This is a genomic window from Pseudacidovorax sp. RU35E, from assembly GCF_900156165.1.
Classification (GTDB): Bacteria; Pseudomonadota; Gammaproteobacteria; order Burkholderiales; family Burkholderiaceae_C; genus Xenophilus.
In genome coordinates, this window is record NZ_FTMY01000010.1 from 49,628 (window position 1) to 62,083 (window position 12,456).

Genomic DNA, 12,456 nt, shown 5'->3' on the forward strand with positions numbered 1-12,456 from the left:
GGCCGTGCCGGTATGCGGCCAGCCGTCGGCGCCGGATCAGCGCTCGATGGTCAGCGCCACGCCCATGCCGCCGCCGATGCACAGCGAGGCGATGCCCTTCTTGGCATCGCGGCGGGCCATCTCATGCAGCAGCGTGACCAGGATGCGGCAGCCGGAGGCACCGATCGGGTGGCCCAGCGCAATGGCGCCGCCGTTGACGTTGACCTTGCTGGTGTCCCAACCCATTTCCTTGTGCACGGCGCAGGCCTGGGCCGCGAAGGCCTCGTTGATCTCCAGCAGATCCAGATCCGCCGCCTTCCAGCCGGCGCGCTCCAGCGCCTTCTTCGAGGCCGGCACGGGGCCCATGCCCATGATGGCCGGATCCAGCCCCGAGGTGGCGAAGCTGGCGATGCGGCCCAGCGGCGTCAGGCCCAGGGCGGCGGCCTTCTTGGCGCTCATCACCACCACGGCGGCGGCGCCGTCGTTCAGGCCCGAGGCATTGCCTGCCGTCACGCCACCGGCCTTGTCGAAGGCCGGACGCAGGCCGGCCAGCCCTTCGGCGTTGGTTTTGCGGTTGATGAACTCGTCGGCGTTGAAGACGACAGGGTCGCCCTTCTTCTGCGGGATGTTGACGGCCGTGATCTCGTCCTTGAACTTGCCGGCATCCTGCGCGGCGGCGGCCTTCTGCTGGCTGGCCAGGGCCAGTTCGTCCTGTGCGGCGCGGCTCACGTCGTACTGCTTGGCCACGTTCTCGGCCGTGATGCCCATGTGGTACTGGTTGTACACGTCCCACAGGCCGTCCACGATCATGGTGTCGACCAGCTTCCAGTCGCCCATGCGCTGGCCGTTGCGCGAGTTGGGGAGCACGTGCGGGGCCAGGCTCATGCTTTCCTGGCCGCCGGCCACCACGATCTCGCTGTCGCCGGCGTTGATGGCCTGCGCGGCCAGCATCACCGCCTTCAGGCCCGAGCCGCAGACGGCGTTGATGGTCAGGGCCGGCGTCTCCTTGACGCCGCCGCTCTTGAGCCAGGCCTGACGGGCCGGGTTCTGGCCGGCGCCGGCAGCCAGCACCTGGCCCATGATCGCCTCGCCCACCTGGCCGGCCTCGACCTTGGCGCGTGCCAGGGCTTCCTTGATCACGATGGCCCCCAGTTCGGTGGCCGGAATGCCGGCCAGCGAGCCGCCGAACTTGCCGATGGCGGTGCGGGTGGCCGAGACGATGACGATGTCTTCCATGGTGCTCTCTCTTCAGTGAAATCGAATGGGGATGGGTGGGGAATCAGGCCTTGGCCTTGACGTAGCGGCCGGGCGCGGGCTCGATGGCCTTGTAGCCTGCACCATTGCCGTAGGCCTTGGGCGCGGCGATCTGCTTGCCGGCATGGCGCTTGAGCCAGGCGTCCCAGTCGGTCCACCAGCTGCCCGGGTACTCGGTGGCGCCTTCCAGCCACTCGGCATGCGTGGGCGGGAAGGTGTCGTCCTCGCGCAGCCAGTGGCTGCGCTTCTTCTTGGCGGGCGGATTGATCACGCCGGCGATGTGGCCCGAGGCGCCCATCACGAAGCGCATCGGTCCCGACAGCAGCTGCGTGGTGGCATAGGCGCCACCGATGGGCACGATGTGGTCCTCGCGCGAGCCGTAGATGTAGGCGGGGATGTCGATGCGGCCCAGGTCCACCTTCTCGCCGCAGACCGTGACCGCGTCCTTGTCGGCCAGCTTGTCTTCGAGGTAGGTGTTGCGCAGGTACCAGGCGTACATGGGCCCGGGCAGGTTGGTGGCGTCGCTGTTCCAGTAGAGCAGGTCGAAGGGCGGCGGCGACTCGCCCTTGAGGTAGTTGCCCACCACGTAGTTCCAGACCAAGTCGTTGGGCCGCAGGAAACTGAAGGTCGCCGCCAGGTCGGCGCCGGGCATCAGGCCACCATTGCCCATCTGCATCTCGCGGAAGCGCACGAAGGCCTCGTCGATGAAGACGTCAAGGATGCCCGTGTCCTCGAAGCGCAGCAGCGTGGTGAGGAAGGTGACCGAGGCCGCCGGCTTCTGCCCGCGCGCCGCCAGCACGGCCAGCGCCGTGCCCAGGATGGTGCCGCCCACGCAGAAGCCCAGCGCGTTGATCTTGCCGCCGCGCTTGTCCTGGCCGCTGATGGCCTGCACGGCGCCGATGGCGGTGATGGCGCCCTTCTCGATGTAGTCGTCCCAGGTCGTGTGGGCCAGCGACTCGTCTGGATTGCGCCAGCTCACGACGAAGGTGCGGTGGCCCTGCTCGACGGCATGGCGCACCAGGGAGTTGTCGGGCTGCAGGTCGAGGATGTAGAACTTGTTGATGCAGGGGGGCACCAGCAGCAGCGGGCGCTCGTGCACCTTGTCGCCCAGCGGCTTGTATTCGATGAGCTGGAACAGCTCGTTCTCGAAGACCACCGCGCCTTCGGTGGTGGCCACGTTGCGGCCCACTTCGAAGGCGCTCTCGTCGGTCATGCTGACATGGCCCTGGCGCATGTCGTGCATGAGGTTCTGCATGCCGCGGGCGATGCTCTCGCCCTGGGTCTTGAGCGCCTTCTGCTGCGCCTCGGCATTGAAGGCCAGGAAATTGCTGGGCGCCGAGGCGGCCATCCACTGTTCGACCGCGAAGCGCAGTCGCGACTGGGTCTTGGCATCGGCCTCGACCGCCTCGGTCATGGCCAGCAGGGTGCGGGCGTTGAGCAGGTACACGGCGGCCGAGAAGGCGGCCATGGGGTTGGCGGCCCAGCCCTCGCCGGCGAAGCGCTTGTCGCCGGGCGGCGGGACCGACAGACCCTGGCGCCACAGGGCGCCCGCCTCTTCGACATACTGCTGCTGGATGGCCTTGAGGCGGCCGGGATCGAAGGAGAAGCGCGGCAACTCGGGCTGCGCGGCGCCACCGAAGCTGCCGCCGTTGCCGAGCTGGCCAAAGGCGCTCATCGCCTTGCCCCAACCATCGGTCAATGCCTGCTGAAACGGCCCGAACATGGCGTTCATCTGGGCCTTCGCGTCTTGCTGGTTCATGGAGTCTCCGGTGCCTCACCTGACGGATGGTCGGGGGAGTATCCTGCATTTTCGAGACCCTTCTTCGCCCGGAAAGCCTACCTCTAAAGCCGCCCCGTGTTCCTCCATCTCGTCGTGATCGCCTGGCTCTACGTGGCCGTGATGATGGCCGTGGCCGAAGCCACGAACTCCAATGGCAGCCTGCTCGGCGCCATCGTCACCTTCGTGCTGTACGGGCTGCTGCCCATGGGCATCGTGGGCTACATCCTGTCCACGCCCGCGCGGCGGCGGGCGCGGCGTGCACGCGAGGCGGCCGAGGACGGCTCAGGCCACCCTGCGCCGGAGCCGACGGGCTCAGTCGCGCCAGATCAGGGCGGCGAACCGTCCGCTGACGCGCCCGTCGCGCCGATACGAAAAGAAGACTGAGGGATTGCCGACGGTGCACCAGGCGGGGCTGCCGTCGTTGCCGTGGACGTCGTGCACGCCCAGCATGCCCAGGCGACGGCGCGCCAAGGCTGGCAGGTCGGCCATCCATTTGCCCTCGGCGGCGCCCGGCAGGAAGCAGGCGTGAGCGCCGTCGTCGCGCGCCAGAAAGGCGGCCCGCACCTCGGGCCCCACCTCGAAGGCCGTCGGACCGATGCAGGGCCCGAGCCAGGCCAGCAATTCGCTGCCAGCGTCGAAGGCGGCGCAGGCGCTGTCGAGCACGCCTGCGGCCAAGCCGCGCCAGCCGCAATGGGCGGCGGCCACCCGCCGGCCCATGGCATCGGTCAGCAGCACCGGAAGGCAGTCGGCCACCATGATCGTGCAGGCGATGCCGGGCTCGGCGGTCGTGCAGGCATCTGCCTCCAGGCCATCCGGGTTGTGTTCCTCGAGCGATGCGCAGGCCGTGCCATGCACCTGCTGCAGGTAGACGGGACGCACACCAGCGGCCTCGGCCAGCCGGGCGCGGTTCTCGGCCACCGCCGCCGGGTCGTCACCTACATGCGTGCCCAGGTTCAGGCCCGCCCAGCCGCCACCCTGCGCGCTTCCCGAGACGCCGCCGTCGCGCGTGGTGCACAGGGCATGCACGCCAGGCGGCGCCGGCCAGTCGGGGCAGATCAGCTGCATGCCCGCGCTCCGGCCGTGGATCGACGGCTCATTCCGCGTCGGGACACTGCGACGGCTGCGCGGCCTGGAAGGCAGGCAGTTCCATGCAGGCGTCGAACGCCGCCATGGTGCGCGGCAGGCCCGACAGGTCGCTGTCGAAACGGCGGGCATTGAAGATCTGCGGCACCAGGCAGCAATCGGCCAGCGTGGGCGTGTCGCCCCAGCAGAAGCGGCCTTCGGGCGAGGCGGCCAGCTGGCGCTCGAAGGCCACCAGCCCGTCGCGCACCCAGTGGCGGTACCAGTCGTTCTTGGCCTCTTCGCTCACCTTGAGATCGCGCACCAGGTACTTGAGCACGCGCAGGTTGTTCAGCGGATGGATCTCGCAGGCGATGGACTGGGCCAGGGCGCGGACGTGGGCGCGGGCTGCGACGTCGCGCGGCAGGAGTGGGGGTTCGGGGTGCAGCTCGTCCAGGTACTCGATGATCGCCATGGACTGCGAGAAGCGCTGGCCGTCGTCGGTCTCCAGCAGCGGCACCAGCTGGTCGGCCGAGATCTGCGCGTACGGCGCGGCCTTGTGGTCGCCGCGGGCGATGTGCACCGGCACGTAGTCGTAGGCCAGGCCCTTGAGCTGCAGGGCGATGCGCACGCGGAAGGAGGCCGAGGAGCGAAAGTAGTTGTGCAGCTTGATCATGGTCGCCGAGCATACGACGGCGCCGCCTCTGGCACACTCGCCCTTCCCTTCCCCAACCCTCCCAAGAGCAGTCTCCATGGCTTCCCAGGATTTCGTCTTTGCGCCGGCACCGGTGGTGTCGGTTCCCGTGGCGGGCAGCGCCGCGCGCTTCCCGATCCATCGCATCTACTGCGTCGGTCGCAACTACGAGGAGCATGCCAAGGAGATGGGCTTCACCGGCCGCGAGCCGCCCTTCTTCTTCATGAAGCCTGCCGATGCGGCCGTGGTGGTCGATGCCGGCACCACCGGCACCGCGGCTTACCCCACGCTGACCAAGAACCTGCACCACGAGATCGAGCTGGTGGTGGCCATCGGCACCGGCGGCAAGAACATCGCTGCGGCCGATGCGCACAAGCACATCTTCGGCTACGCCGTGGGCCTGGACATGACCCGCCGCGACCTGCAGAACGACATGAAGAAGCAGGGCCGCCCCTGGGACATCGGCAAGAGCTTCGAGCAGAGCGCGCCCATCGGCCCGATCGTGCCCAAGGCCGAGGCCGGCGACATCGAGAAGGCCGCTATCTCGCTGCAGGTCAATGGCGCCGACCGCCAGCGCAGCAACGTGAGCCAGCTGATCTGGAACATCGCCGAAACCATTGAGCACCTGTCGGCCGCCTGGGAGCTGCAGCCCGGCGACCTGATCTACACGGGCACGCCCGAAGGCGTGGCCGCCGTCGTGCAGGGCGACCTGCTCGAAGGCGAGGTGGCCGGCCTGCCGCGCCTGTCCGTGCGCATCGGCTGACCGGCGACCCAGGAGCCGCCACCCCATGTTCGAGCGACCCCGCATCCAGCACTGCAAGGCCTGCGGCACCGCGGTGGTCTACCGCCTGCCCGACGACGGTGACACGCGCGAGCGTGCCGTCTGCCCGGCCTGCGGCACCATCCACTACGAGAACCCGCTGAACGTCGTGGGCACGGTGCCGGTGCTGGGCACGCGCGTGCTGCTGTGCAAGCGCAACATCGAGCCGCGCTGGGGCAAGTGGACGCTGCCGGCCGGCTTCATGGAGCTGGGCGAGACCACCGCCGACGGCGCCGCGCGCGAGACGGTCGAAGAGGCCGGCGCCCAGTTCAAGATGGGCGAGCTCTTCGCCCTCATGAACGTGATGCGCGTCGGGCAGGTCCACCTGTTCTACCTGGCCGAGCTGCAGAGCGACCGCTTCGACCCCGGCCACGAGACCATCGAGGCGCGCCTCTTCGAAGAGGACGAGATCCCCTGGGACGAGATCGCCTTCCGCACCGTGCGCGAGGCGCTGCGCTGCTTCTTCGAGGACCGGCGCGCCGGCCGCTTCCAGTTCCACACCCTGGACATCCAGTGATGCGTCTTCGCCTGATCCTTCCCCTCTTGCTCGCCCTGGTGGCCGGCCTGGCCCACGCGGACAAGGTGGGCGAGGTGAGCACGGCCTTCAAGCTCATCGGCCCGGACCACAAGGTCGTGGTCGAGGCCTATGACGACCCCAAGGTCACGGGCGTGACCTGCTACACCTCGCGCGCCCGCACCGGCGGCTTGTCGGGCGCGGTGGGCCTGGCCGAGGACAAGGCCGAGGCCTCCATCGCCTGCCGCCAGGTCGGCCCCATCGCCATCGCCCAGGCGCTGCCGCAGCAAGAAGAGGTCTACAGCGAGCGGCAGTCGATCCTGTTCAAGCGGCTGCGCGTCGTGCGCATGGTGGATGCCAAGCGCAACACGCTGGTCTACCTCACCTATTCCGACCGGCTGATCGACGGCTCGCCCACCAACGCGGTCACCGCCGTGCCGGTGGACCGGGGCACGCCCATTCCACTCAGGTAAGGCCGCGCGGCGATGGCGACGTCGTCTCCCGCGCGCGCCGTCCGCGAGCTCTACCAGGCGCTCTGGCGCCATGCGGAGGGCGTGCGCACGCATCTGGTGGGCGCGACCACGCTCATCTCGGCCTCGCAGCTCATCCGCCTGACCCTGCCCTGGCTGGCCGGCCGCGCCATCGACACGCTGCAGCGCGGCGACATCGCCGGCTCGGCCCGCTGGATTCTGCTGCTGCTGGGCATCTACCTTGTCTCCTGGATGCTGCACGGGCCCGGCCGCGTGCTGGAGCGCAACGTGGGCCTGCGCGTGCGCGAACGGGTGGCCGACCAGCTCTATGCCCGCATCGCGGCTGCGCCCTTGGTGTGGCGCGACGGCCACCATTCCGGCGAACTGCAGCACCGCGTGCACCAGGCCAGCCGCGCGCTGTCGGACTTCACGCAGAACCAGTTCGTCTACGTGCAGAACGCCTTCAGCTTCATCGGGCCGCTGGTGGCGCTGGCGCTGCTGGCGCCGGCCAGCGGGCTGATCGCGCTGGTGGGCTTCGTCGCCATCGCGTTCGTCATCGTGCGCTTCGACCGCACGCTGATGCAGCTGGCCCGCGCCGAGAACGACGCCGACCGGCGCTATGCCGCGGCCCTGTTCGACTTCATCGGCAATGCCGGCACGGTGATCGGCCTGCGGCTGCAGGCGGCCTCGCGCCGGCTGCTCGGCCGGCGCATGGGCGCGGTGTCGGCGCCGCTCAAGCGGGCGGTGGTGGTGAACGAGGGCAAATGGTTCGCCGTCGACCTGCTGGGCCTTGGCCTGACCTGGGCGCTGGTCATGGAATACGTCTGGCAGAACCGGGTGCCCGGCCAGCCGGTGATGCTGGGCACCGTGTTCATGATCTACCAGTACGCGCAACAGGCCGCGTCGGTGGTGGGCTCGATGGCGGCCAACTTCCAGAGCTTTGCGCGCATGCACACCGACTGGGGCAGCGCCGCGCCGATCTGGGCCGCGCCGGGCGATCCGTCGCAGCCCGTGCCGCCCGTGGACGCCCAGGCCAGCTGGGTCACGCTGGCACTGCAGGACATGCAATGGCGCTATGCGGATGGCAGCCGCGGCCACGGCCTGCAGGGCATCGACCTGCAGTTGCGCCGCGGCAGCCGGGTGGCGCTGGTCGGCCCGAGCGGCGGCGGCAAGAGCACGCTGCTGCGGGTGCTGGCCGGGCTGTACGCGCCCCAGGCCGGCACCCTCCTGCGCGACGGCCGTCCGATCGACTGGGCCGATCTGCGCCAGATGGCCACCCTGATTCCCCAGGAGGCCGAGGTCTTCGAGGCCAGCGTGCGCGAGAACCTGGACTTCGGCGACGCCCGGCCCGAGGCCGAGCTGCACGCCGCTGCCGCGGCCAGCGCCTTCGACGAGGTGCTGGCGCGGCTGCCGCAGGGCCTGGACAGCCCGCTGACCGAGCGCGGCTTCAACCTGTCCGGGGGCCAGCGTCAGCGCCTGGCCCTGGCCCGCGGCGCACTGGCCGCCACAGGCAGTTCGCTGCTGCTATTGGACGAACCGACCAGCGCGCTGGACGGCGCCACCGAGGCCCAGGTGCTCGACCGGCTCTCGGCCGCCTTCCCACAGGCCTGCGTGGTCGCTTCCATCCACCGGCTGGCGCTGCTCGGCCGCTTCGACACCGTCGTGCTGATGGAGGCGGGTCGGGTGGCCGACGCCGGTCCGCGCGAGGTGGTGCTGGCCCGCCATCCAGCGCTGGCGGCCCAGGTGGCCGGCGCGTCGACGTGACGAGCGGGAACGCCGGCGCCGACAGCGGCCCCACTTCGCAAACCCACACAATTCGGCCCTGAACCCTGGCCCTGCCAACTGCTCCAAGCGCCTCATGTTCAATCCCATTTCCCTGCTGCGCCGTCGCCTGCGGCCTGGGCGCCCCGTGTCCGCGGGCTGGGCCGCCTGGGTGGGCGGCAGCCTGATGCTGGCGGCCAGCCTCGCCTTCTCCGCCCCCGCCCACCGGGCGCCGGCCAAGACCAGCAAGCCCACCACGGCCAAGCCGGCCGCCAAACCGGCAGCCACCAAGAACCGGCAGGCCACGCCGACACGCAATGCCTCGCGGGCCCGCCCTGCGCAGGCGGGCCGCCAGGCCAACGTCCGCGGTCGCCAGGCCCCGGCGAAGAAAGGCCGGTCGGTCGCCCGGCATGCGGCGCCCGCGGCCGCCGCTGCAGCCGGCGCGGCGGCCCTCAGCGCCACGCCGGGTGAGATGCCCCGCTTTGCCGCACCGGCGCCGGGCACCGTGCTCCAGGCCTTCGATGGCGAACAGAACAAGGGCATCGACATCGCCGGCCGCGCGGGCGACCCCGTGGCCGCTGCGGCCGATGGCAAGGTGGCCTTCGTCGGGACCGAACTCGCCGGCTATGGGCGGACGGTGATCGTCGAGCATGGCGGCCAGGTCATCAGCGCCTATGCCCACGTGCGCAACATCCGGGTGCGCGAACAGCAGATGGTGCGCAAAGGCGACGTGATCGCCGAGATCGACGAAGGCAATGCCGGAGAGAGCCGTCTGCATTTCGAGATCCGCCGCCAGGGGGTGGCCGTCGATCCCCAGCAGTACATGACTCCGTAGATCCTGCGCGGTGCACTGGTGCGCGAGGACCGCCCGCCCCGCACCAACCTGAGGCGAAGGCTCGGCACGCAATTTGCAAGAAATTGTGTCAAGAGTCTTCTCCATGTCGAATTTCCTCTCGCGCCGCCTCGGCCGCCTCAGCGTCGGCCGCAAGCTGTTGGTCATCTACCTGCTGGACCTCACCGCGGTGATCTTCATCAGCGGCATCCTGATCAACGAGAAGTTCATTGCCATCGACTTCGGCCGCAAGGAGGCAGCCGGCAGTGCCTACATCGCCGGGCTGCGACCCACCCTGATGGCCCTGGCCGGCTGGCAGGGCGCCCGCGCGGCGGACGACGACGCGCTGGCGCAGGTGGAGCGCCAGTGGGGCGACGGGCTGCAGAGCAGCGACGCGAGTGCGCATTTCCGTCGTGACGTCCAGGCCTTCGAGAGTGCTTCCGGACCCGCACGCAATGCAGCCGCGCAGGCCGCACTCGACAGCGGCCGGGCGCTGGTCACGCGCGTGGGCAACCAGTCCAACCTGATCCTCGATCCGGATCTGGACAGCTACTACACCATGTCGCTGCTGCTGCTGCGCTTTCCGGAGCTGATGGAGCTGGGGGCCGCGATGCGCAGCCAGCTCGTGGCCCACCGCGAGACGCTCACCCTGCTGGAGCGCACCGAGTCCAATACGCGCTTCTTCATCCTGGAGGGGCGGCTGGACACCGTCACCGCCGCCATCCGCAGCGACTATGGCGAAGCCTTCGCCGCCGCCCGCGGCCCACTCGCGGGCGCGCTGGACGACTCGCGCCAACGGTTGCTGGCCGCCATCGAGGACTTCCGCCGCGCCGCCCGCGTCGCGCAGGAGCAGGACAACGCCCCGATGGCCGCCTTCGCCGCCGCCCAGCAGACCCTGTTCGCCCGCCTCGATGAAGCCTGGGGCGCCACGACCCAGGAGATGGCCAGCCTGCTGGCCGTGCGCGAGCATGGCTTCTTCACGCGCATGTGGCTGCACCTGGGCACCGCGCTGTTCCTGCTGATGCTGATCCTGACCGCTGTGTTCTACGTGGCGCGCCAGATCTCGCAACCACTGCGCCGCCTCTCGGACGTGGTGGACACGGTGCGCCGCACCGGTGACCACACCCTGCGCGCCAGCTGGGAGAGCGGCGACGAGATCGGCCGGCTGGTGCTCGGCTTCAACGACATGCTGGCCCAGCTCGACCGCGAACGCCGCATTCAGCAGGAGCTGGCGGCCTCGGCGCGGGCGGCCGATGCGCAGCGCGAGCTGGTCGAGGCGATCCCGATCCCGCTGATGGTCACGGCGATTCCCGGCCACGAAGTGCTCAATGCCAATGCGCCGGCCCAGGCCTGGCTGGGCGGCCGCTCGCAGGACCCGTGGGCGCAGGGCCTGGAGCCCAGTGTGCGTGCGCGCTTCTTCCAGCAACTGGCCGACCGCCGCGCGGTGGACGAGTTCGAGGTGCGCTGGCATGGCGGTGGCGCACCGGGCTGGGCCGTGCTGTCGGCCCGGCTCATCCACTACCAGGGCCAGGCGGCGATGCTCACCGCCTTCACGCCCATCAACCAGCTCAAGCACATGGAGCAGCGGCTCAAGCTGTGGGCCAAGGTCTTCGAGGCCTCGTCCGAGGGCATCCTGATCATCAACCCCGAGCACGCCATCATCACGGTGAACAACGCGCTGTGCCGCGGCACGGGGCACGACCTGGCGGACCTGGTGGGTCAGAGCCCCGCCCTGCTGCTGGCCGACGACGGTGCCCAGCTGCGCACGCTCTGGCCGGTGCTGGACAAGCGCGGCGCCTGGCAGGGTGAGGTGCTCATGCGCCGACGTGACGGCCACGCCTATCCGGCGTGGATCGTGGCCAGCGTGGTGCGCGACGGACCGGACCGCATCTCGCACTACATCTTCACCTCCATCGACATCAGCGATCGCAAGCGCAGCGAGGAACGCATCCGCTACCTGGCGCTGCACGACGTGCTCACCGGCCTGCCCAACCGCTCGCTGTGCGCGGAGCGCCTGCGCGAGGCCATCGACCGCGCGCAGGCCGCCGGGCGCGGCGTGGGCGTGCTCTTCATCGATCTGGACCGGTTCAAGAACATCAACGACTCCCTGGGCCACCACGTGGGCGACGCGCTGCTGCGCTCGGTGGCCCAGCGCTTTGCCGACTCGGTGCGGCAGGTGGACACCGTCAGCCGCCTGGGCGGCGACGAGTTCATGGTGATCCTGGACGGCGTGCGTGGCAGCGACGAACTGCAGGCGGTGGTCGAACAGCGCATCCTGCCCGCCGTGCGCGATCCGCACGAGGTGCACGGCTCGCGCCTGTACGTCTCGTGCAGCGTGGGCATGGCCATGTACCCGGAGGACGGCGCCGACATCGACACGCTCATGCGCCATGCGGACATGGCGATGTACGACAGCAAATCCAGCGGCCGTGACACGGCCCGCTTCTTCACGCCGGCCATGAATGCGCGCGCACAGCAGCGCCAGCAGGTCGAGTCCTGCCTTCGCCACGCCATCGAACGCGGCGAGCTGTGGCTGGCCTACCAGCCTCGCATCGAAGCGCAGTCCGGGCGCATCATCGGCGTGGAGGCACTTCTGCGCTGGCACAGCCCCGAGCTGGGCGCCGTGCCGCCGGCCGAGTTCATCCCCATTGCCGAGGAAAGCGGGCAGATCGTGGCGCTGGGCGACTGGGTGATCCAGCAGGCCTGCGCTCAGCACGACGCATGGCGGCGCAGCGGCCTGGGTGAGCTGACGGTCTCGCTCAACATGTCGGCCGTGCAGCTGCGCACCAGCGGCGTGCCCGAGGTGCTGCGCGCCGCACTCGCCGCCCACCAGGTCAATCCGGCGCACCTGGAAGTGGAACTGACCGAATCCACGCTGATGGAGACGGCCGAAGAGACGATGGCCCAGTTGCATGCCCTCAAGGCGCTGGGCCTGACGCTGTCCATCGACGACTTCGGCACGGGCTACTCGAACCTCAACTACCTCAACCGCTTCCCCATCGACAAGCTCAAGATCGACCGCTCCTTCGTGCAGCAGATGCTGGAGGACCCGGCGCAGCTGGCCATCGCGCGGGCCATCATCGGCCTGGGTCACACGCTGGGCCTGCGCGTGGTGGCCGAAGGCGTGGAGCGGCCGGAGCATGTCCAGATGCTTCATGCCGCACGCTGCGACGAACTGCAGGGCTTCCATTTCGGCCGGCCCATGCCGCCGGCGGAACTGGAGCGCTGGCTGCGCAGCCACAAACAACCGTTGGAGTTGGCAGAGGCCTGCGGCTGAGCGCAGCCGCGGCGGT

The 12,456-nt window shown here is 69.8% G+C and carries 11 protein-coding genes; 7 read left to right on the top strand and 4 right to left on the bottom strand.

The features are described 5' to 3' along the window. Positions 1-36: 36 nt before the first annotated feature. Positions 37-1,215 (bottom strand): acetyl-CoA C-acetyltransferase, encoded by a 1,179-nt coding sequence (locus tag BXA03_RS18375; protein WP_076510536.1) that lies wholly within the window; start codon positions 1,213-1,215, stop codon positions 37-39. A 43-nt stretch (positions 1,216-1,258) separates the two neighbouring features. Continuing rightward, positions 1,259-2,992, bottom strand: coding sequence for a class I poly(R)-hydroxyalkanoic acid synthase (phaC, locus tag BXA03_RS18380; protein ID WP_076510538.1), 1,734 nt, complete (start codon positions 2,990-2,992; stop codon positions 1,259-1,261). Positions 2,993-3,133: 141 nt separating this feature from the next. Between phaC and BXA03_RS18385 the strand changes: the two genes are divergently transcribed. Next, on the top strand, positions 3,134-3,397 hold the full coding sequence (locus BXA03_RS18385) for a hypothetical protein (protein WP_076510770.1): 264 nt from the start codon (positions 3,134-3,136) through the stop codon (positions 3,395-3,397). On the opposite strand, the gene pgeF is transcribed toward BXA03_RS18385, so the two are convergent. Next, positions 3,326-4,078: a peptidoglycan editing factor PgeF gene (pgeF, locus tag BXA03_RS18390; protein ID WP_076510539.1), complete on the bottom strand. Its 753-nt coding sequence runs from the start codon at positions 4,076-4,078 to the stop codon at positions 3,326-3,328. The two genes, BXA03_RS18385 and pgeF, sit on opposite strands and share 72 nt — an antisense overlap. A gap of 28 nt (positions 4,079-4,106) precedes the next feature. Further along, positions 4,107-4,745 carry a maleylacetoacetate isomerase gene (gene maiA / locus BXA03_RS18395; protein WP_076510772.1) on the bottom strand — a complete coding sequence of 213 codons (639 nt, stop codon included), beginning with the start codon at positions 4,743-4,745 and terminating at the stop codon, positions 4,107-4,109. A gap of 79 nt (positions 4,746-4,824) precedes the next feature. On the opposite strand from maiA, the gene BXA03_RS18400 reads away from it, so the two are divergent. The 6 genes from BXA03_RS18400 to BXA03_RS18425 all read left to right on the top strand — a co-directional run bounded on the left by BXA03_RS18400 (position 4,825) and on the right by BXA03_RS18425 (position 12,440). Further along, positions 4,825-5,529, top strand: a complete 705-nt coding sequence (locus BXA03_RS18400; protein WP_076510541.1) for a fumarylacetoacetate hydrolase family protein — start codon at positions 4,825-4,827, stop codon at positions 5,527-5,529. Positions 5,530-5,554: 25 nt separating this feature from the next. After that, a complete protein-coding gene (locus tag BXA03_RS18405; protein ID WP_076510543.1) occupies positions 5,555-6,103 on the top strand; it encodes an NUDIX hydrolase in 549 nt (182 codons plus the stop codon). Further along, positions 6,103-6,573 carry a CreA family protein gene (locus BXA03_RS18410; protein WP_076510545.1) on the top strand — a complete coding sequence of 157 codons (471 nt, stop codon included), beginning with the start codon at positions 6,103-6,105 and terminating at the stop codon, positions 6,571-6,573. The genes BXA03_RS18405 and BXA03_RS18410 overlap by 1 nt, the downstream gene beginning before the upstream one ends. A 12-nt stretch (positions 6,574-6,585) precedes the next feature. Beyond that, complete coding sequence (locus BXA03_RS18415; protein ID WP_076510547.1) at positions 6,586-8,334, top strand: ATP-binding cassette domain-containing protein; 1,749 nt, start codon at positions 6,586-6,588, stop codon at positions 8,332-8,334. A gap of 94 nt (positions 8,335-8,428) precedes the next feature. Beyond that, entirely contained in the window at positions 8,429-9,166 is a 738-nt protein-coding gene (locus BXA03_RS18420; RefSeq protein WP_076510549.1) for a murein hydrolase activator EnvC family protein, read from the top strand. 103 nt (positions 9,167-9,269) lie between these two features. After that, entirely contained in the window at positions 9,270-12,440 is a 3,171-nt protein-coding gene (locus BXA03_RS18425) for an EAL domain-containing protein (RefSeq protein ID WP_076510551.1), read from the top strand. Positions 12,441-12,456: the final 16 nt, after the last annotated feature.

Coding starts and splice junctions, on each gene's coding strand:
- BXA03_RS18375 (WP_076510536.1), bottom strand. CDS start 1,215: ATGGAAGACATCGTCATCGTCTCGGCCACCCGCACCGCCATCGGCAAG.
- phaC (WP_076510538.1), bottom strand. CDS start 2,992: ATGAACCAGCAAGACGCGAAGGCCCAGATGAACGCCATGTTCGGGCCG.
- BXA03_RS18385 (WP_076510770.1), top strand. CDS start 3,134: ATGATGGCCGTGGCCGAAGCCACGAACTCCAATGGCAGCCTGCTCGGC.
- pgeF (WP_076510539.1), bottom strand. CDS start 4,078: ATGCAGCTGATCTGCCCCGACTGGCCGGCGCCGCCTGGCGTGCATGCC.
- BXA03_RS18400 (WP_076510541.1), top strand. CDS start 4,825: ATGGCTTCCCAGGATTTCGTCTTTGCGCCGGCACCGGTGGTGTCGGTT.
- BXA03_RS18405 (WP_076510543.1), top strand. CDS start 5,555: ATGTTCGAGCGACCCCGCATCCAGCACTGCAAGGCCTGCGGCACCGCG.
- BXA03_RS18410 (WP_076510545.1), top strand. CDS start 6,103: ATGCGTCTTCGCCTGATCCTTCCCCTCTTGCTCGCCCTGGTGGCCGGC.
- BXA03_RS18415 (WP_076510547.1), top strand. CDS start 6,586: ATGGCGACGTCGTCTCCCGCGCGCGCCGTCCGCGAGCTCTACCAGGCG.
- BXA03_RS18420 (WP_076510549.1), top strand. CDS start 8,429: ATGTTCAATCCCATTTCCCTGCTGCGCCGTCGCCTGCGGCCTGGGCGC.
- BXA03_RS18425 (WP_076510551.1), top strand. CDS start 9,270: ATGTCGAATTTCCTCTCGCGCCGCCTCGGCCGCCTCAGCGTCGGCCGC.